This window comes from Kangiella marina (assembly GCF_039541235.1).
Lineage (GTDB): Bacteria > Pseudomonadota > Gammaproteobacteria > Enterobacterales > Kangiellaceae > Kangiella > Kangiella marina.
Genome location: NZ_BAABFV010000001.1, coordinates 531,114 through 549,390, shown reverse-complemented (window position 1 = coordinate 549,390; position 18,277 = coordinate 531,114). Strand labels below are relative to the sequence as shown.

Genomic DNA, 18,277 nt, shown 5'->3' with positions numbered 1-18,277 from the left:
CAACAAATACACCCATGTCATTCCCATATCGATTGTAATCTCATGAAGTCCTACCTGCTAACTTGCTTTGTTTCGTAAGTTGAACTGGTTTACTGAAACAGCTAGTATCAATGGTAGTTAGAAAGACCGCATAACATAAAAAGTACCTGCTTATTAGGCGGATGTACGATCTCAAAACAATAAATGATTCAATTGAGTGCAAAGTCTTTTCGACATAGTAAAATAGCCACCGATCACGAACTATCAAATAAAGCATTGGAACAACAATAATGGCCATTAAAAAAACAGAACTATATTCTTCCCTTTGGGCAAGTTGTGATGAATTACGAGGTGGTATGGATGCCTCACAATATAAAGATTATGTTCTGACCTTTCTGTTCCTTAAGTATGTTTCAGATAAGTACAAAAAAGAGCCTAAGGCCTTAATTGTCGTACCTAAGGGATGTAGCTTTGACGATATGGTTGAGCTAAAAGGAGATAAGGAAATCGGTGAAAAGCTCAATATTTTGTTAGAGCAGATTGCTAAGGAAAATGAGTTGCCTTGGCTGGCTAATAAAGATAATGACTTCAATGATGAGGAGCGCCTTGGCAAAGGTAAGGAAATGGTCGATCGTCTTTCTCGGTTGATTGGTATTTTTGAACGGCTTGAGTTTGGTAGCAATAGCGCACAAGGGGATGATTTACTGGGTGATGCGTATGAATATTTGATGCGAAACTTTGCAACGGAGTCAGGTAAAAGCAAAGGACAGTTTTATACACCAGCAGAGGTCTCCCGTGTCGTCGCAAAAGTTGTTGGTATTACTAAAGATACACGCCAAGATCAGACTGTGTATGACCCAACATGTGGATCAGGTTCTTTATTATTGAAAGCGGCTGATGAAACGATTAATGGTTTAAGTATTTACGGCCAAGAAAAGGATGTCGCGACGACTGCATTGTGTCGTATGAATATGATTTTGCATAATAATGCGGATGCGGAGATTGCTCCAGGTGGACACAGCACTATCGCTGAACCTGAATTTAAAGAAGGTAACGAAGCTCTAAAGCGGTTTGATTTTGCTGTAGCTAATCCTCCTTTCTCTTTTAAGGCCTGGAACAGCGGTATGCGTCTTGATGATAATGGGGCTGATATTTATCAACGCTTTGAGTATGGCGCACCTCCTGAAAAAAATGGTGATTATGCATTTTTGCTGCATATCCTTAAATCTCTAAAGAGCACAGGCAAAGCAGCTGTTATTTTGCCACATGGTGTATTATTTCGCGGTAATTCTGAAGCTACCATTCGCCGAAACATAATAAAGCAAGGGTACATCAAAGGTATTATCGGTTTGCCCGCAAATCTATTTTACGGAACTGGTATCCCTGCCTGCATCATCGTGATTGACAAAGCCGATGCAAAAAAACGTTTAAACAATCCTGAAAGCGGGATTTTCATGATCGATGCCAGTAAAGGATTTATGAAAGATGGCCCGAAAAACCGCCTTCGCTCTCAGGATATCCATAAAATTGTAGATGTTTTTAATAATCAAATTGAAATACCACGCTATAGCCGTATGGTTAGCTTCTCTGAAATAGAGCAGCATCAATATAATCTCAACATTCCCCGTTATATAGATAGTTCGGTAGAAGAGGATCTACATGATCTAAGCGGTCACTTACAAGGTGGGATTCCTAACGCTGATATTGATGCGTTAAAGGATTATTGGCAGGTATTCCCTAGCCTGAGAGAAACTTTATTCGAGCCTGAGCGCGAGGGCTACAGTAAAGCATTAGTAAAAGCCAATGAAGTAAAAAGTACCATTCTAAATCATCGCGAATTCAAACAGTTCGCTGAAGAAAGCCTGCAACCTTTTCACCAATGGGCTGAAAGAGTCAATTTAAAATCTATTCAGCCAGGCGAACAACCTAAAGCTATTATTCATGATATCAGTGAAGATTTGTTAGACAGCTATTCCAAGAGCCCACTATTAAGTAAGTACGATATTTATCAAATTCTGATGGACTATTGGTCGGAAATGATGCAAGACGACGTATACGTTATAGCTCAAGATGGTTGGGAGTCTGGAACCACACTACGAGAACTGGTGGCTAAAAAAGGCGAAAAACTCAAAGAAACACCGGATCTGGTAATAAAAAAGAAAAAGTACAGAGCAGAACACATTCCGCCAGCTTTAATTATTCAGCGATACTTTAAAGGGCAGCAATCGAATATTGAACAAATTCAGTCAGAACTGGATAGAGTTACTATAGAGTTGGAAAGCTATATTGAAGAGCATACAGGTGAAGATGGACTTCTGGCTGAAGCCATGAATGATAAGGATAAAGTAACCAAAACCACGATAAATACTCGACTTAAAGAAGCAACAGATGAAGAGGAACTCTCTGCACTCAAGCAGGCCAAGCAGCTTTTCGACGATGAGACGCTGGGGAAAAAAGCGTTAAAAGAAGCCCAAGAAGCCTTGGATGTTGACGTATTGAAACACTATCCAACATTAACCGAGGAAGAAATTAAGTCTCTTATCGTCGAAGCTAAATGGCTTGTGACTCTAGAGGCCAATATCAAGGCTGAAATCGAACGTGTCACCCAGCAACTAGCTAACCGAGTCAAAGAACTGGAAGAACGCTATAGCCAGCCTTTGCCTGTTATTACCCAGTCGGTAGAAAACTTGAGTGATAAAGTGGCGGGCCACTTAAAAGCCATGGGGGTGGAGTGGGCGTTATGAGTGGAGTAGCTGAAGTAAATACAAATTATCTAGCGGAAATGGCTGAGAGCACTGTGGCGGTTGGTTACAAACAAACGGAAGTTGGGCTTATTCCAGAGGATTGGGAAGTTGTTCCAATTGGGAGTCTGTGTACGATATTTGGACGTATAGGTTTTAGGGGTTATACCAAGGCAGACATCGTAGAACAAGATCAAGGTGTATTAAGTATAAGCCCTTCAAATATTTTGCAAGGTACTTTAGATTTTGATCATTGCACATATATCTCATGGTCGAAATATCATGAGTCCCCTGAGATTCAAATCTTTAATGGCGATGTGTTACTCGTTAAAACCGGTTCAACTTATGGAAAAGTAGGGCTTGTTAGTTCCCTAGAGCGTGAAGCAACCCTAAACCCGCAGGTAGTTGTATTAAAAAAGGTTAAGTGTCCAAGTCCGTTGCTTTCTTATGTGATGCAATTTGAACTTGTGCAAAACCAAATTGAAGAAACAATTGTTGGTGGTGCAATTCCGACTTTATCCCAGAAAGCAGTAGCTAATTATCTGGTTCCCATACCTAAAAAGCATGACGAACAAGCCGCCATTGCCAATGCTTTATCTGACGTTGACGCTCTGATCAGTGTACTGGAAAAGTTGATCTCCAAAAAACAGGCCATCAAAACCGCTACCATGCAACAGCTCCTCACTGGCCGTACCCGACTGCCACAATTTTCCCTGCGCGAAGATGGTTCAAAGAAAGGCTATGAGCCAAGTGAGTTGGGGGAAATACCGGAGGATTGGGATGCTGTTAAAATGGAGGAACTAGCCAAGATTCAGAGAGGAGCTTCGCCAAGACCAATAGATAATCCTATTTGGTTTGAACGAAATTCAACAGTTGGTTGGTTACGTATTTCTGATGTTTCTAAAACTAATAAGTATTTAACTGAGACAACGCAAAGCCTCTCAGAATTAGGTATTGCCAATAGCCGATTTGTGGCTAAGAATAACTTAGTTATGAGTATCTGTGCAACGGTTGGAAAACCCATTATCACTAAGAAAGATTTATGTATCCACGATGGGTTTGTAGTGCTTAATGGGCTTTCAGTAGATCAAGATTACATGTATTACATCCTTAAAGAGCTTGAGGATGAGTGGGGTAAGCAGGGGCAGACAGGATCACAGATGAATCTGAATACCGAGCTGATTAATGGTACTCATGTTGCCATTCCGCAAAATGCGGCTGAACAAACCGCCATCGCCAACATCCTGTCGGATATGGACAAAGAGATTCAGGCACTGAAGCAACGTCTTAATAAAACTAAAAGTATTAAACAAGGTATGATGCAAGAACTATTGACGGGGAGAACTCGACTGATATGAGTAAAGTAGGGCAAAAGGAGCGTGCCACTCAAAATCGCGTGGTTACACTGTTTCAAAATCAACTCGGTTATGATTACTATGGTGATTGGCAAGACCGTGAGAGTAATTCTTGTATCGAAGAGGAGTATGTGCGTTCTTGGCTTATTAAGCAAGGGGTTGGTGACTCCATTATCACCAAGGCTATTCGCCAGTTTAAGCTCGCTGCGACTATGGGCGATGGTAAAAAGCTTTATCATGCCAATAAAGATATTTATAGCTTATTACGTTATGGTGTCAAAGTACGCCAAGGTCAGGGGGAAACGACCAAGACTGTTTGGCTAATTGATTGGAATAATCCTTCAAATAACCATTTTGCTATCGCAGAAGAGGTCACTGTCAAAGGACAAAACAACAAACGCCCGGATATTGTTTTGTATGTGAATGGTATTGCTTTAGGTGTTATTGAGCTAAAGCGCTCATCAGTATCGGTAACAGAAGGCATTCGCCAAAACCTTGATAACCAAAAGAAATCTTTTATCCGTGACTTTTATAGCACAGTACAGCTAGTTATGGCCGGAAACGATACTGAGGGACTACGTTATGGAACGATAGGAACACCCGAAAGTCACTACTATACCTGGAAAGAAGAAAACCCCGATTATACTCCAGACGCTGATGAGCGAAGCAGCAAGCACTTATCTATTAATGACGTGAGTTATACAGACGAAATTTTGGATTTCGATATCTGTAACCTTTGTAATAAAGAACGGCTCCTTGAAATTATTCATGACTTTGTTGTGTTTGACGCAGGCTACAAGAAAACCTGTCGTCAAAACCAGTACTTTGGTGTTAAAGCTTCACAGGAGCGCCTGGAGAAAAAAGACGGTGGAATTATTTGGCACACACAAGGATCGGGTAAAAGCTTGACCATGGTTTGGTTAGCAAAATGGATAAGGGAGCATGTTAATAACGCCAGAGTGCTGGTAATAACTGATAGAACTGAACTTGATGAGCAGATTGAAGGTGTTTTTAAAGGCGTTGATGAAGACATTAGGCGTAGTAAGAGTGGTGCTGACTTAGTTAGTATCTTGAATGAAGCTGAACCGTGGCTTATTTGTTCTTTGATTCATAAGTTTGGTCGTCAAAGCGCAAACGATGATGAAAATGATGACAAGGCGACCGACGATTATTTGGAAGAGTTAAAAAATAACTTACCTACAGACTTTGAAGCTAAAGGCAACTTGTTTGTCTTTGTGGACGAATGCCATCGTACTCAATCTGGGAAGCTGCATGCCGCCATGAAGGCTATTCTTCCAGAGGCTATTTTTGTTGGCTTTACTGGCACGCCGTTGTTGAAAAAAGATAAGCAGAAAAGTATTGAGGTTTTTGGCTCCTTTATTCATACCTACAAGTTTGATGAAGCTGTCGAAGACGGGGTTGTATTAGACTTGCAATATGAGGCAAGGGATATCGACCAATATATTCGTAAACCAGAAAGGATTGATGAGTGGTTTGATATCAACACTAAGGGCTTAACTGATATGGCTAAGGTACAGTTAAAGCAACGTTGGGGAACGATGCAAAAAGTCCTTTCAAGTCAGGAGCGCTTGGGGATGATCGTCAACGATATCTGGAAAGACATGAAAACCAAGCCACGTCTAGCAGATGGGCGGGGTAACGCCATGTTAGTTTGTGCCAACATTTATCAAGCTTGTAAGGTTTATGAATTATTTAGGAAGACTGACTTAAAAGATAAGTGCGCTATTGTTACCAGTTATTTGCCATCACCCAATGATATCAAAGGAGAAGAAACTGGAGCTGGCGCAACTGAAAAACTCCATCAGTATGAAATTTATCAGCAAATGCTCGCTGATTTTTATGAAATCCCCAAAGAAGAAGCGATTAAGAAAGCGGAGAATTTTGAAACTAAAGCTAAGAAACTCTTCAAAAAAGAGCCAGGGCAAATGCGGCTTTTGATTGTGGTGGATAAGTTGCTGACTGGTTTCGATGCACCTTCAGCCACCTATTTGTATATTGATAAAAAGATGCAAGACCACGGGTTGTTTCAGGCAATATGCCGGGTTAATCGTCTCGATGGTGAAGATAAAGAGTATGGTTATGTCATTGACTATAAAGACCTTTTTCATAGTTTGGAGTCATCGATTAGCGACTACACCAGCGGAGCGTTTGATGATTACGACAAAGAAGATGTCCAAGGTTTATTGACGGATAGGCTCGTTACTAGTAAAGAGCGGCTTGAAGAAGCTAGAGAGGCGACTAAGGCTCTTTGTGAACCTGTATTAGAACCTAAGGAGTTGATTGATTATATCCGCTATTTTTGTGGGGATGTGGCTAAAAGCGAAGACTTGAAGCTTAACGAGTCTAAACGTGTCACATTGTACAAGAATGTTGCCGCTTTGGTGCGTGCATACTCTAATATGGCGAATGAAATGCATGCTGCGGGCTACAACGCCAAAGAAGCTAAAGATATTAAAGCGGAAGTAGAGCATTTCAGCCATATGCGCAAAGAGATTAAACTTGCATCAAAAGATGAAGTCGATATGAAGCAGTATGAGCCCGCCATGAGGCGTTTGCTTGATACTTATATTAAAGCAGAAGATAGTGAAACGGTTATCGATTTTGAGAAGCTAGGACTTATCGAGTTAATTGTTGAAAAATCAAAGCAAAACCCAGCTAGTCCAGAGAATACAAAAGTTCCAGAGGCAATGGCTGAGACAATTGAAAATAATATTCGAAAAGTCATTATTGAGGGACAGCCGATTAATCCAAAGTATTATGACAAAATGTCTGCACTACTCGATGCTTTAATCAAGCAGCGACGTGAAGAGGCTGTTAGTTATGAAGAGTATTTAAAACAAGTTAAAAAAATTGCTGAAGGTATTACTAGCGATGGAAGCTGTGAAAGTAATTATCCAAAGTCTATGAACACTAAAGCGAAGCAATCTTTATATGATAATCTAGATCAAAACGAAGAGCTTGTTACTCGGATTGACACAGCGATACGCTATACAAAAAAAGCAGACTGGAAGAGTAATCGCTTTAGAAGGAAAAGGGTAGAAAATGCTGTTAAAGAAGAGATTGGTGAATATAAAGTAGATGTTGATAGTGTTATGGAAATAGTCAAAAATCAGAAAGAATATGACTAAGGCGGGAGAATCTAAGTCTACACTGACAGTAAATGGTATCACTGTCCATATAGTCCGAAAGGATATTAAAAACTTACATTTAGCTGTTTACCCACCCAGTGGTCATATTCGTGTTGCTGTGCCCAATAGTACAACTGATGACAATATTCGATTAGCTGTCATTTCAAAGTTAAGTTGGATAAAAAAACAGCAACAATACTTTCAGGAACAGCCCCGCCAATCAAAAAGACAGTTTATTTCGGGTGAATGTCATTACTTTTTTGGGCAAAAATATCGCCTTGAACTAATAGAGCGGTACGGAAAGCATGAAATCAAGAGACTTAAGTCCGGCAAGTTAAAAATGCTTGTAAACCCTGGATGCTCAATTCATAACAAAGAAAAATTACTGAGTGCCTGGTACAGAGCTGAGTTAAACCAAAAAATTATTGAATTATTGGATAAGTGGCAACCAATTGTGGATCGCTCTGTTAGCGGTTGGGGAATTCGGAAAATGAGAACTAAGTGGGGAAGTTGCAATATTGAGCAACGTCGAATTTTAATGAACTTAGAGTTGGCCAAAAAGCCCCTACAATGCTTAGAGTATATTCTCGTTCATGAGTTAATACATTTGCATGAACGAAATCATAACGAAAGATTTAAGTCTTTAATGGGTAGATTCCTACCAGACTGGCAGTCCAGACGAAAACTACTAAATACATCTCCTTTAGCACATGAGGACTGGGAGTATTGACTCATGAACACCCACATCAAGCAGTTGTATAACGATTTAATCAAGAACTTACCTCAGCGTGAAAAGCATACTGAAATCACGGGGTTTTGTGGCTTAGAGGGTAAGAGTTATAGTTCTAATCGAGAATTGATGGTTATTGGACGTGCTGTTAATGGTTGGCATAAAGGAATCAAGCTATCAGAGTGTTCAGAGGAACGTTTTAGTGAGCACTTTGAAGTAAAGAAAAGCTCAAGCCAAATGGCTTGGCTCGATAAAGCTTGGTTACGGCGTGGTCATGATGATAAGAATCAAGATAAAGAGCGCGGCTACAACGCTCGTCGTTCGGCTTTTTGGCGCGTGAATCAGAAAGTATTAACTAAGCTCGGTATTACTGATGCAAAGGATTGGTATCATCATCTGTATTGGACGAATCTCTATAAAGTTGCACCTCACAGTGGCGGCAATCCCTCGAATGCGTTAATCCGTGCTCAACAAGCTGTTTGTAACGATATTCTCAAAGAAGAAATCCGAAGTCAGGAACCACGCCGAATATTGATGCTAACCAGCAAAAGCTGGGCAAACCTGTTTATAGAAAACAACGTTGTCGCAAGCGAGCATAAACCTTTATTGAAATACATCGACTTTGTCGGCTACTGGAAAAGTGGAGACGAGTCTATTCCTCTTGTGATTGCCGAGCACCCGCAGGGCAGGAAAGAAGAGCTTTTAGCAAGTAATGTCTGTAGTGCACTTAACTCCCTTATAGCGAACCAATAACATCGAAATTGGCTTATGAGCCGAATAATAGCTGTAATCCGCTCATAAACTTGCCTACCGTACCCATTTTGGGTATTATCGTACCTAAATTGGGTACTTTTCTAAATTATGAGTCGACAAACTGAGCTATCAAACATAGCAGATGCGTTATTTACTAAGACACAGCAAGGTGTTTTGGCGATTCTTTTTGGAAATAGTGAATCGAGCTTTTACCTCAATGAGATCGCTCGAAAGGTCGGTGTGGGTAAGGGGGCGATACAACGTGAGCTTAATAAGTTAGTCAGTTGTGGCTTGGTTCATATAGAAAAACAGGGAAATCAGAATCATTATTCAGCGAATCAGCAGGCACCAATTTTTAATGAACTGAAGTCGATTGTGCTGAAAACTTTTGGGCTCGCAGGAGTTTTGTCATCAGCCATCGAGCCAATAAAAAAGGAACTAGACTTTGCTTTTGTTTATGGCTCAATGGCGAAAGGGGAAGAGCATACTGGCAGTGATATTGATGTATTTTTGGTTGGTAAGAATTTGGGGTATAGCGAAGTGATGGCGTTGTTTGCTGATGCTGAAAAGCAGTTGGGCAGAACGATAAACCCTACTATTTTGACTTTAGAGGAGTTTGAGCAGCGTTTAGAAAATAAGCAAAACTTTATGGTAAAAGTGCTCGAACAACCAAAGATTTGGCTCTTAGGCCAGGAAACGTTTGACAGGATTATTAGCTCAGAGAGCTAGGGAAGGCAACTGAAGCGATAAGGACATAAATGGATAAAGTAGCATTAGACAATTTAGTTAAAATTAATGAATTAAAGCATGAAGCGCCTGACCAAAGTGAGTTTAACGGGCTGGTTCAAGCTGCTAATAATAAATTAAAGGATAGCCAAAGTGTTGATTTATCCGATGACAGTCGCTTTTCTCTTGCTTATGGTGCTGCTTTTGCTTTATCAAGAGCCGCTCTTCGATATTGTGGTTATAGGACCGATAAGCGTTATATCGTTTTCCAGTGTTTACAACATACTGTTGGGCTAGAAAAGGCAAAGTGGCGGGTGCTGGATAAGTGTCATCAGGTTAGGAACCTCGCAGAATACGAAGGGTATGTCGAAATAGATAATCAATTGCTAAAAGAGCTTATTGAAATTACTGAAGAGCTCAAAGAGTTAGTCGAGCGATTACCACCTTTGTAAGCGACCAGCTAAACGTATTTAATTTTTACTCGTTGTATTGCACTTATAAACGTGTGTACGAATACTTTGAGTTGGGTTGTCCAAAGAGTTATTCGTATAAAGGCTTACCTTAAGTATATTCGACTTTGTTAACTCTTTTCTTTATGTTGTGAATAGATTGTCGCAAGGTTTAATGTGCTTGCGACGTGATTTTCCACATCAATAATAAGAGAACGCTATGATTCAGCGATTGGTTTTATTCTGTAGTTTCATTTTTAGTACGCTAGTTTTTGCTCAGGCTTCTGCTGTGGCGGGAGAGGCAGAGGGGGCTGTTAATCCATGGCCGGAGATTCGTAAGGAGCGTATTAATACGTTATTGCCTCGTGCGTTGGAGGCGGCGGATGTTGATGCGTGGGTGATTTTGTGTCGTGAGAACAATAATGATCCTTTGGCGGATCATGTTGGGTGTGAGAATGCTGGGGCGCCTGCGGCTTATGTGTTTTATCGTTTGAGCGATGAGAAAGACGGTGGCGAATTTCATTCGTTGGTGTTTTCGCCATCGAGCGAGGCTACGGCGCTGGCTGAGTTAGAGATTCATGACAAGGTTGTGTCTGTGCCACGAGGTGAGTCTGCGTTAAAGCAGGCGACTGACTTTATTCGAGAGCATGATTTTCAGCGTATTGCGGTGAATTCATCGATAAACAATGTTCAAGCGGATGGTTTAAGCTATACGCAACGATTGGCGCTAGAAGATGCTTTGGGAGATAAGTTTGCGCAACGTTTAGTGTCTTCAGAAGAACTGGTGTACGAGTGGTTAGCGATAAAGTTGCCGCAGGAAGTGGACATCATGCGTGAGGCGGCTCGGTTGACTGCCGAGTGGCAAATCGAGGCATATAAACAGGTAGTTCCGGGTAAGACGACGGATGCTGATGTGGCGCGCTTTTTTAAAGCTAAGATGGCGGAGCATGGCGTGACCGATGCTTGGGCGCCGGATCAAAACCCGAACGTGAATTCTGGTCCCGATCGCGGTCATTCCCACGCGACGAACAAAGTAATTATGCCGGGTGATGTGATCCAAACGGATTTTGGAATTAAGGTTCATGGTCGCTGGGTCAGCGATATTCAACGTTTTGCGTACGTCCTAAAGCCAGGAGAGACAGAACCTCCAGAGGATATTCAGCATTATTGGGAAAGCGCTCGCGCTGGTGGTCGTGCGGCTTTTGATGCGATGAAGCCGGGCGTTCGTGGGATTGATGTCGATGCGGCGCAAAGTGTACTCATGAAGCAGAATGGCTCTGAGCATGTGATGTGGAGTACAGGCCACCCTGTGGGCTATGTGGCGCATGATACGGGGCCAAACTTAGGTGGTTCACGTGGTGCTACCGTGCGCCCAGCAGCGAAGAAAAAGCTTAAAGCAGGTATGGTGTTTGCTTTTGATGGCTTTCATGCGTGGAAGCGCGACGACGGAACTACTAAAACTATTTCAGTAGAGGAAATGGTAGTGATTACCGAAGAGGGTGCAGAGTACCTGATACCGCCCCAAGAGGAACTGATTCTGATTCCAAGTGAATAGCGTATACCTTTCATAGCATCAGAAAAAAGCCCGCGATTTGCGGGCTTTTTTACTTTATGAGGGCTACTTAATTCGTTTAGCTTTGAAACGCTGATTTAGACCTTCAACCTCCAGTAAGTAACTACTAAACATCCCTTTCTCGATAGTAATAATTGGGTCTTTGACTTTATAGTAAGTACTTCTATAGTCAGTAATTTCCCAAACTTGACCATTTTCGAGTGTGACAGGTAGGCCTTTTTTCCACCTTTTATAAGTGCCTACTGCTTGCGAACGAATTTGATTAACGCTTTTAGGTTTTTTTGCAGGGTCTTTCAATTTTTCTGCACCAAACTTTTGCTCTGCTGTTAGCACAGGCTCGCGCTTTTCAGCAGGCTTTTCTGGTTTTGCTGCAGCTTCTTCACGTTGTTGTTTTTGTTTTTTCAGGAAATTGTCATAGCATGCTAAGCGCTTACTGTCATTAGTAATAGCGGCGCAGTCCTCCGGCGTTGAAGCGGCCTGTAGACTCGAGCTGATCACTAATAGTGAGCTGAGTATCATAATGCGTTTAATAATCATACAATCTTCCAAACTTATCTTGATCTTGCTTGCTATCTTAACCTAATTTCATAATAATTGAACCGCTAAATTGAAGTTCTATTAGGAGGTTTTGTGATAAAGGTTTTGTTAGTCGATGATCATGATTTGGTTCGTACAGGACTAAGTCGCCTTTTGTCGGACGCACAAGGTATTGAGGTTATCGGTGAAGCGAAATCTGGCGAAGAAGCTCTCACAAAACAAAAGGAACATCAGCCGAGCGTTGTGCTGATGGATGCCAATATGCCTGGTATTGGAGGTTTAGAAGCCACCCGCAGGATGTTGCGTTTCGATCCTGATTTAAAAGTTATCGCGCTAACGGTTCATGGTGATGAACCTTATCCAAGTCAATTCATTAGTGCTGGTGCTATGGGCTACCTGACCAAAGGGACTGATATCGAAGAGATGGTCAAAGCCATTCATTCGGTTAATAGTGGTAAATTCTATTTAGCGGCAGAAGTTGCTCAGCAAATGGCTATCAGCCAATTCAAAAATCACGATGACAATCCTTTTTCCAAGCTATCAGAGCGTGAAATGCAGATCATGCTTATGATCACGCGCGGCGAAAAGGTGCAAAACATTTCCGACACACTCCACCTAAGTCCAAAAACCGTCAATAGTTACCGCTATCGGCTGTTTGAAAAGTTAGGTGTTGAAAATGATGTTGGTTTAACGCATTTAGCTTTGCGCTATAAAGTTATTGAGTCACAGTAAGACTTAATTGCAGCATGTCTGACAAAGACACCAAAGGCGCTACCAAACCTCATATTAAGCAAATTCTTGCTCACCTTAGCAAAAAGCCCGGCGTGTATCAGATGCTGGATAAAGCGGGTGAAACCATTTATGTGGGTAAAGCCAAAAATCTGAATAATCGTGTTAAAAGTTACTTTACCAAGCAGCACCTTTCTCCCAAAACTGAATTATTAGTAACATACATAGAGGATATCCATACCACTGTCACCGAAACGGAGACAGAAGCGTTACTCCTAGAAAACAACCTGATCAAGAAGTATAAACCGCGTTTTAACGTAATTTTCCGAGATGATAAATCCTATCCTTTTGTCTTTCTTTCGTCGGGAGATTTTCCTCGACTAAGCTATCATCGAGGCGCCAAAAAAGAGAAGGGCGAATACTTTGGGCCATTTCCGAGCACTTCAGCAGTACGACAAAGCCTGTCGCTTATTCAGAAGGTGTTTCAGATTCGCCAATGTGAAGATAGTTATTTTGCCAACCGTTCGCGTCCTTGTTTGCAGTATCAAATTAAACGCTGTACGGCGCCATGCGTTGATTATATTTCTAAAGAAGATTACGCCAAGGACGTTGATAACGTTCGCTTGTTCTATAAAGGCAAAAGCGATCAAGTGATCGGTCGTCTGCAAAAAAAGATGGATAAAGCGAGTGAAAGTCTCGAGTTTGAGCTGGCGGCACGTTATCGAGATCAGATCCAACAAATGCGCCACGTTATGCAGCAGCAGGTGATTAGCGGCACAGCATCAGACTTGGACGTAGTTGGGGTTGCTTATGCTTCCGGTACTTGCTGTATTTTGTTGGTGTTTATTCGTAATGGCATGATCGTTGGTAACAAAACCTATTATCCAAAAATTCCTAAGCACAGTGACTTGGATGAAATTGTCAGCTCATTCTTGAGTTTCTATTATTTGTCAGGCGCCGAAGTGCCGAAGCAAGTATTCATGGAAAAACTGCCTGAGGATGCTAAAGCTATTAGCGAAGCATTAACACAGCACAAGCAGTCGAAGGTGACGCTGAAAATAGCTAGCCGCGGGCAAACCAAAGAGTGGCAGGACTTCGCGAATAAAAATGCTCAGCACTCACTGCGGGCTAGACTGAACAGTAAGTCGAACTTCACAAAACGTTTGCTTGAACTGCAAAAAGCCTTGCAGTTAGAGTCAATGCCGAAGCATGTCGAATGCTTTGATATCAGCCACACACAAGGAAATCAAACGGTTGGCTCCTGTGTGGTGTTTGATGACAATGGGCCGAAAAAGTCTGACTATCGAATTTTTAACATTTCAGGTATCGAGCCCGGTGATGATTATGCGGCGATGGAACAGGTCTTAACTCGTCGTTACAAGCGCCTTAAAAACGAAGAAAAGTCACTTCCTGACTTAGTGATCGTTGATGGTGGTAAAGGGCAGTTAGCGAAAGCTGAGGATGTGTTTAACCAACTGGACATCACAAACGTGCCTTTAATTGGTGTCTCCAAAGGCTCCGATCGACGAGTCGGCATGGAGCAAGTGTGGTTTCCCGGTCAACATCGGCCTTTGCTGCTGGATGAGGACTCGAAAGCGCTACATTTTATTCAGCATATCCGTGATGAGTCACACCGTTTTGCCATTACCAAGCACCGACATCAGCGTAAAAAGTCTGGGACTAAGTCCTTGCTGGAGGAAATACCGGGGGTAGGAGCGAAACGTCGACAGTCTTTATTGCGCCATTTTGGTGGGTGGCAGGAGATTGAAAAGGCCAGTGCCAGAGATATTGCGAAAGCGCCTGGGATTAGTCTAGCCATCGCTCAGAAAATCTACGATTATTTACATAGTTAGCAACATTTTTATAATTTCTTAGGGTACAATAACCTCCATTAAAAAGCGCCTTAAGACTAAGACACTGGGAACTGTATGTGGAACATACCCAACATCATCACCTTTTTTAGAATACTCTTAATACCACTGTTCGTGATTTTCTTCTTTATTGATGGCGTGGCGGCACGTTGGATCACATTGGCGATCTTCTGTACGGCGGCTTGGACTGATTGGTTGGATGGCTTTTTAGCCCGTAAATTGGATATTGAGTCTCCCTTTGGTGCTTTTCTTGACCCAGTTGCTGATAAGTTGATGGTCGCTATTACGTTGATCCTATTGATTGCTCGTGAAGGCTCTCCATGGTTAGCCATACCCGGCATGATCATCATCGGTCGGGAAATCACGGTGTCTGCGCTGAGAGAGTGGATGGCTGAGCTGGGTAGTCGTGCTGTGGTTGGTGTCTCTGTTATTGGCAAAATAAAGACCATGTGCCAACTCTTAGCAATTTTCTTATTATTAATCGCTTCACCAGCAATTTTTGGGCTTCCAAAAGCATTCGGCTACGTCTTCATGTGGATTGCCGCGCTACTAACGCTTTGGTCGATGTTGGTTTACTTAAAGGCGGCTTGGCCTTACTTGACAAGCGAGAAGAATGACGGATAATAATGCTCTCTTACGGATAGCACCTTGATTTTGGTCGAAAAAACGACGTTTTGTTTAAGCCTTAATCAATCGTAAGAAAAGTGCGAAAAAAAGTGGGTTTTGTTGTTGACACAATCAGATTTCACAGTAAAATGCACGCCATCAAAACGACGCGGGAATAGCTCAGCTGGTAGAGCACAACCTTGCCAAGGTTGGGGTCGCGAGTTCGAATCTCGTTTCCCGCTCCAAATTCTTAAAACCTCGGTGCTAAATTAGTCCGAGGTTTTTTATATCAGAGAAGTCGGTTTTGGCTGAGTGGTAGAGTGGCTATACAGCGGATTGCAAATCCGTGGACGTCGGTTCGACTCCGGCCTCAGCCTCCATTAACTTTCTCTGAATATCAGTCATCTGCCCAGGTGGCGAAATTGGTAGACGCAAGGGACTTAAAATCCCTCGGTGGCGACACCGTGCCGGTTCGATTCCGGCCCTGGGCACCATTCTTTATTGCTTTATAGATAGCCTGTTAGTTATAGTCTGTTAAATATAGTCTGTAGAGAATCTAAAAGCCTTGTGATAACAAGGCTTTTTTTCGTTTAAGTGTATCCCCTCGCTTTATCAAATCCTCTTTACTTCATGCGTTACTTTTCTAGTTTTAGATTTTGGCTTATTTGCTAAATCTAAATAATATCTAAAAATCATAGCTGTGAATGCAAAATTGCATTGCAAAATCTACTATCCTCATTAAAATCAATCAGATACTAAAACCATAATTTCTATAAGCCTTTATTATGCTCAACTCGACACCTAAAGCTCCGGTACCGGTTCTGCCGCAAAACGATTCGCCTGAACAACAGAAACAGCGTGCCTTCGATACGTCACTTGCGAAAACATCCTATAACTATATGTTTAGTTATTTGGAGCCGATCCCTATCTCAGCGGACTTGCCAAAAGGTGAAGCCTTCACGCCTGCGTACGAAGCTAAGGTTTTGCAGGTGTTTCTACCACTTATTGAAAACTTTAAAGACGTGGTGATCGGGCTGTTAAAGAAAGAGTTACAGGATGACTTACCGTCAGCGGCTTTGTCGTCGGTTAAGGCGGTGGAAGTCGCCTACGAGAAGTTAAAGCAGGATAAGAAAAGTTCAAATCCATTAAAGATTGTGACGGAAGTTGAGGATATTAAAGAGCTACTGCATGCTTTATCGAAAGTACCCAAAGAGCTTGAGAGTGTGATTAAAGCTGTCGCAAGACTCCCCGAAGATTTGCTGCATATGGTGGAAGGCTTCGGCAAAATTTTCAAACAGTTTGAGACAGAAGGTTTTACGGCTTTCCTAAAAAATACGCTTTATGACATGCTGGATTCCGGTAATGGCCGGGACTATTTAAAAGCTAAAAGTATTAAAGATTATGCCAACTTATTGAGTGATCTTGGGGCTCCAGAAAACTTACAGTTGGAGCAGAAGCCTTGGATGATCAAGGATCCTGAGATTGACTCGACGCATGATATTACGCAACAAGATTGGTATTTTGGTTACTGTCAAATAGGAGGGTTTAACACCACAAACCTAAAGGCGGTGAGTACTAATACGTCTCAAGCCACAGAGTCTGTATCATTGACTGAGTTACAGGCGAAGATGCCGCTTAGCGATAAAATACTCCAGTCAGTAACTGGAGATAGCTCCTTGAGTCTCGAGCAGGCAACTCAAGACGGCTTACTTTATGTTTGTGATTATGAGCAGTTTGAAGGACTAGAGGGAAGTGAGCTGCATGATCTAAAACGTTACCCAGCAGCACCGATTGCGGTGTTTTACTGGAATCCAAACCCTCCAAAAGGGTTTCCGACGGGTGGAGCATTGCAGCCAATCGCAATACAGCTCGGGCAGTCATTTGATGAGAATAAAACGCCAATTTTTACGCCGAACGATTGCGCTAATGCTAACGATGAGAATGGTGTTAAGTGGCAGATTGCTAAACTGATTGTGCAAAACACCTGCGCGATACAGCATGAAACCGTTGCCCACTTGGGGGCGTGTCACTTGGTGATTGAGCCGATGGTGGTGGCGGCGAATCGTCAGCTGGCGCAAACGCACCCTTTGATGGTGCTTTTAAAGCCGCACTTTCGATTCACATTAGATATTAACAATGGCGCGATCCATAGCTTAATCGTGCCGGGCGGTGTTGTAGCCTCGGTACTGTCAACGAGTATCCAAAGCAGCGGTGAACTCATCGTAAAGGCTCATGAAAAATGGCGCTTTGACAAGCAAAATCCAGAGGTGTTGTTTGAGCAGCGTGGCGTATCAGACAAGCGTCTACCAAGCTTCCCCTTTAGAGAAGATACTCTAGAGCTGTGGGCGGCGATTAAGCAATATGTGCGTGATTATTTGGAGCTTTATTATCAGGGCAGCACTGATGACGAACGCAATATTCATGTCAAAGAAGATTATGAGTTGCAAAACTGGATTAACGAAATGGTTAACCCGAAGTATGCCGCCATTAAAGGCATGGACGGATTAGTGGAAACGGGTGAGCCTGATAAGCCCTATGCGATTGACGACTTTGCGTATTTAGTCGAAGTCGTTGCATTGATTATCTATACCGCGAGTGCGCAGCATGCCGCCGTGAATTATGCTCAGTATCCATTAATGTCGTACATACCGAGTGTTACAGGCTCGATTTACCAGCCAGCTCCGACTAAGGCGCAAGAGCTGACTGAGGAGTCATTTTTGGACTGGTTGCCACCATTAGACGTGGCCTTATATCAGGCTTCTTTTGGTTATTTGCTGACAGAGGTGCAGTACGATGTATTGGGGTACTACAGCGATAATCCTAGACAACCGTATTTTGCAGATCCTCGTGTTAGACGCGTGGTGTCTGAGTTCCAGTTTGCACTTAAGGAGATTGAGATACGAGTGCACAAGCGTAATGAACAGCGACCGTTTCCTTACTTGTGCCAGCTGCCATCGCTGATTCCGAATAGCATAAGTATATAAATCAGGCTAATATAGCCAATTATTGGGGATGTTTTAGGCATATTTGGCTTGGGTTTAAAAAATATAATAGCAAATAGTCAAAAACTGATAACACT

At 42.3% G+C, this 18,277-nt stretch carries 13 protein-coding genes and 3 tRNA genes; 15 read left to right on the top strand and 1 reads right to left on the bottom strand.

Annotation, left to right across the window (positions count from 1 at the left end):
- Positions 1–269 precede the first annotated feature (269 nt).
- From ABD943_RS02365 to ABD943_RS02330, 8 genes are all read left to right on the top strand, one after another.
- The gene (locus ABD943_RS02365; RefSeq protein WP_345291590.1) at positions 270–2,723 is read left to right on the top strand and encodes an N-6 DNA methylase; all 2,454 of its coding nucleotides are present in this window, start codon (positions 270–272) and stop codon (positions 2,721–2,723) included.
- Entirely contained in the window at positions 2,720–4,078 is a 1,359-nt protein-coding gene (locus tag ABD943_RS02360; RefSeq protein WP_345291589.1) for a restriction endonuclease subunit S, read from the top strand. Before ABD943_RS02365 ends, ABD943_RS02360 begins: the two co-directional genes overlap by 4 nt.
- The gene (locus ABD943_RS02355; protein ID WP_345291588.1) at positions 4,075–7,224 is read left to right on the top strand and encodes a type I restriction endonuclease subunit R; all 3,150 of its coding nucleotides are present in this window, start codon (positions 4,075–4,077) and stop codon (positions 7,222–7,224) included. Before ABD943_RS02360 ends, ABD943_RS02355 begins: the two co-directional genes overlap by 4 nt.
- Entirely contained in the window at positions 7,217–7,954 is a 738-nt protein-coding gene (locus tag ABD943_RS02350; RefSeq protein ID WP_345291587.1) for a M48 family metallopeptidase, read from the top strand. The genes ABD943_RS02355 and ABD943_RS02350 overlap by 8 nt, the downstream gene beginning before the upstream one ends.
- A gap of 3 nt (positions 7,955–7,957) precedes the next feature.
- Positions 7,958–8,707 (top strand): uracil-DNA glycosylase family protein, encoded by a 750-nt coding sequence (locus ABD943_RS02345; protein WP_345291586.1) that lies wholly within the window; start codon positions 7,958–7,960, stop codon positions 8,705–8,707.
- A gap of 108 nt (positions 8,708–8,815) precedes the next feature.
- Positions 8,816–9,436 carry a nucleotidyltransferase domain-containing protein gene (locus ABD943_RS02340; protein ID WP_345291585.1) on the top strand — a complete coding sequence of 207 codons (621 nt, stop codon included), beginning with the start codon at positions 8,816–8,818 and terminating at the stop codon, positions 9,434–9,436.
- A 29-nt stretch (positions 9,437–9,465) separates the two neighbouring features.
- Positions 9,466–9,885 (top strand): hypothetical protein, encoded by a 420-nt coding sequence (locus ABD943_RS02335; RefSeq protein WP_345291584.1) that lies wholly within the window; start codon positions 9,466–9,468, stop codon positions 9,883–9,885.
- Between the two features lie 217 nt (positions 9,886–10,102).
- Positions 10,103–11,437: a M24 family metallopeptidase gene (locus ABD943_RS02330; RefSeq protein ID WP_345291583.1), complete on the top strand. Its 1,335-nt coding sequence runs from the start codon at positions 10,103–10,105 to the stop codon at positions 11,435–11,437.
- A 63-nt stretch (positions 11,438–11,500) separates the two neighbouring features.
- Here the strand turns inward: ABD943_RS02330 and ABD943_RS02325 are convergent, their stop codons facing one another.
- Positions 11,501–11,992: a hypothetical protein gene (locus ABD943_RS02325; RefSeq protein ID WP_345291582.1), complete on the bottom strand. Its 492-nt coding sequence runs from the start codon at positions 11,990–11,992 to the stop codon at positions 11,501–11,503.
- 93 nt (positions 11,993–12,085) lie between these two features.
- Here ABD943_RS02325 and uvrY point away from each other — a divergent pair, with 93 nt between their 5' ends.
- The 7 genes from uvrY to ABD943_RS02290 all read left to right on the top strand — a co-directional run bounded on the left by uvrY (position 12,086) and on the right by ABD943_RS02290 (position 18,182).
- Positions 12,086–12,724: a UvrY/SirA/GacA family response regulator transcription factor gene (uvrY, locus tag ABD943_RS02320; protein ID WP_345291581.1), complete on the top strand. Its 639-nt coding sequence runs from the start codon at positions 12,086–12,088 to the stop codon at positions 12,722–12,724.
- Positions 12,725–12,738: 14 nt separating this feature from the next.
- A complete protein-coding gene (gene uvrC / locus ABD943_RS02315; RefSeq protein WP_345291580.1) occupies positions 12,739–14,574 on the top strand; it encodes an excinuclease ABC subunit UvrC in 1,836 nt (611 codons plus the stop codon).
- 75 nt (positions 14,575–14,649) lie between these two features.
- Positions 14,650–15,216 carry a CDP-diacylglycerol--glycerol-3-phosphate 3-phosphatidyltransferase gene (gene pgsA / locus ABD943_RS02310; RefSeq protein WP_345291579.1) on the top strand — a complete coding sequence of 189 codons (567 nt, stop codon included), beginning with the start codon at positions 14,650–14,652 and terminating at the stop codon, positions 15,214–15,216.
- 151 nt (positions 15,217–15,367) lie between these two features.
- Positions 15,368–15,443, top strand: a tRNA-Gly gene (locus ABD943_RS02305).
- Positions 15,444–15,504: 61 nt separating this feature from the next.
- A tRNA-Cys gene (locus ABD943_RS02300) sits at positions 15,505–15,578 on the top strand.
- 27 nt (positions 15,579–15,605) lie between these two features.
- Positions 15,606–15,692 (top strand) — tRNA-Leu (locus ABD943_RS02295).
- Positions 15,693–15,983: 291 nt separating this feature from the next.
- Positions 15,984–18,182: a lipoxygenase family protein gene (locus tag ABD943_RS02290; protein ID WP_345291578.1), complete on the top strand. Its 2,199-nt coding sequence runs from the start codon at positions 15,984–15,986 to the stop codon at positions 18,180–18,182.
- The last annotated feature ends 95 nt before the right edge of the window (positions 18,183–18,277 follow it).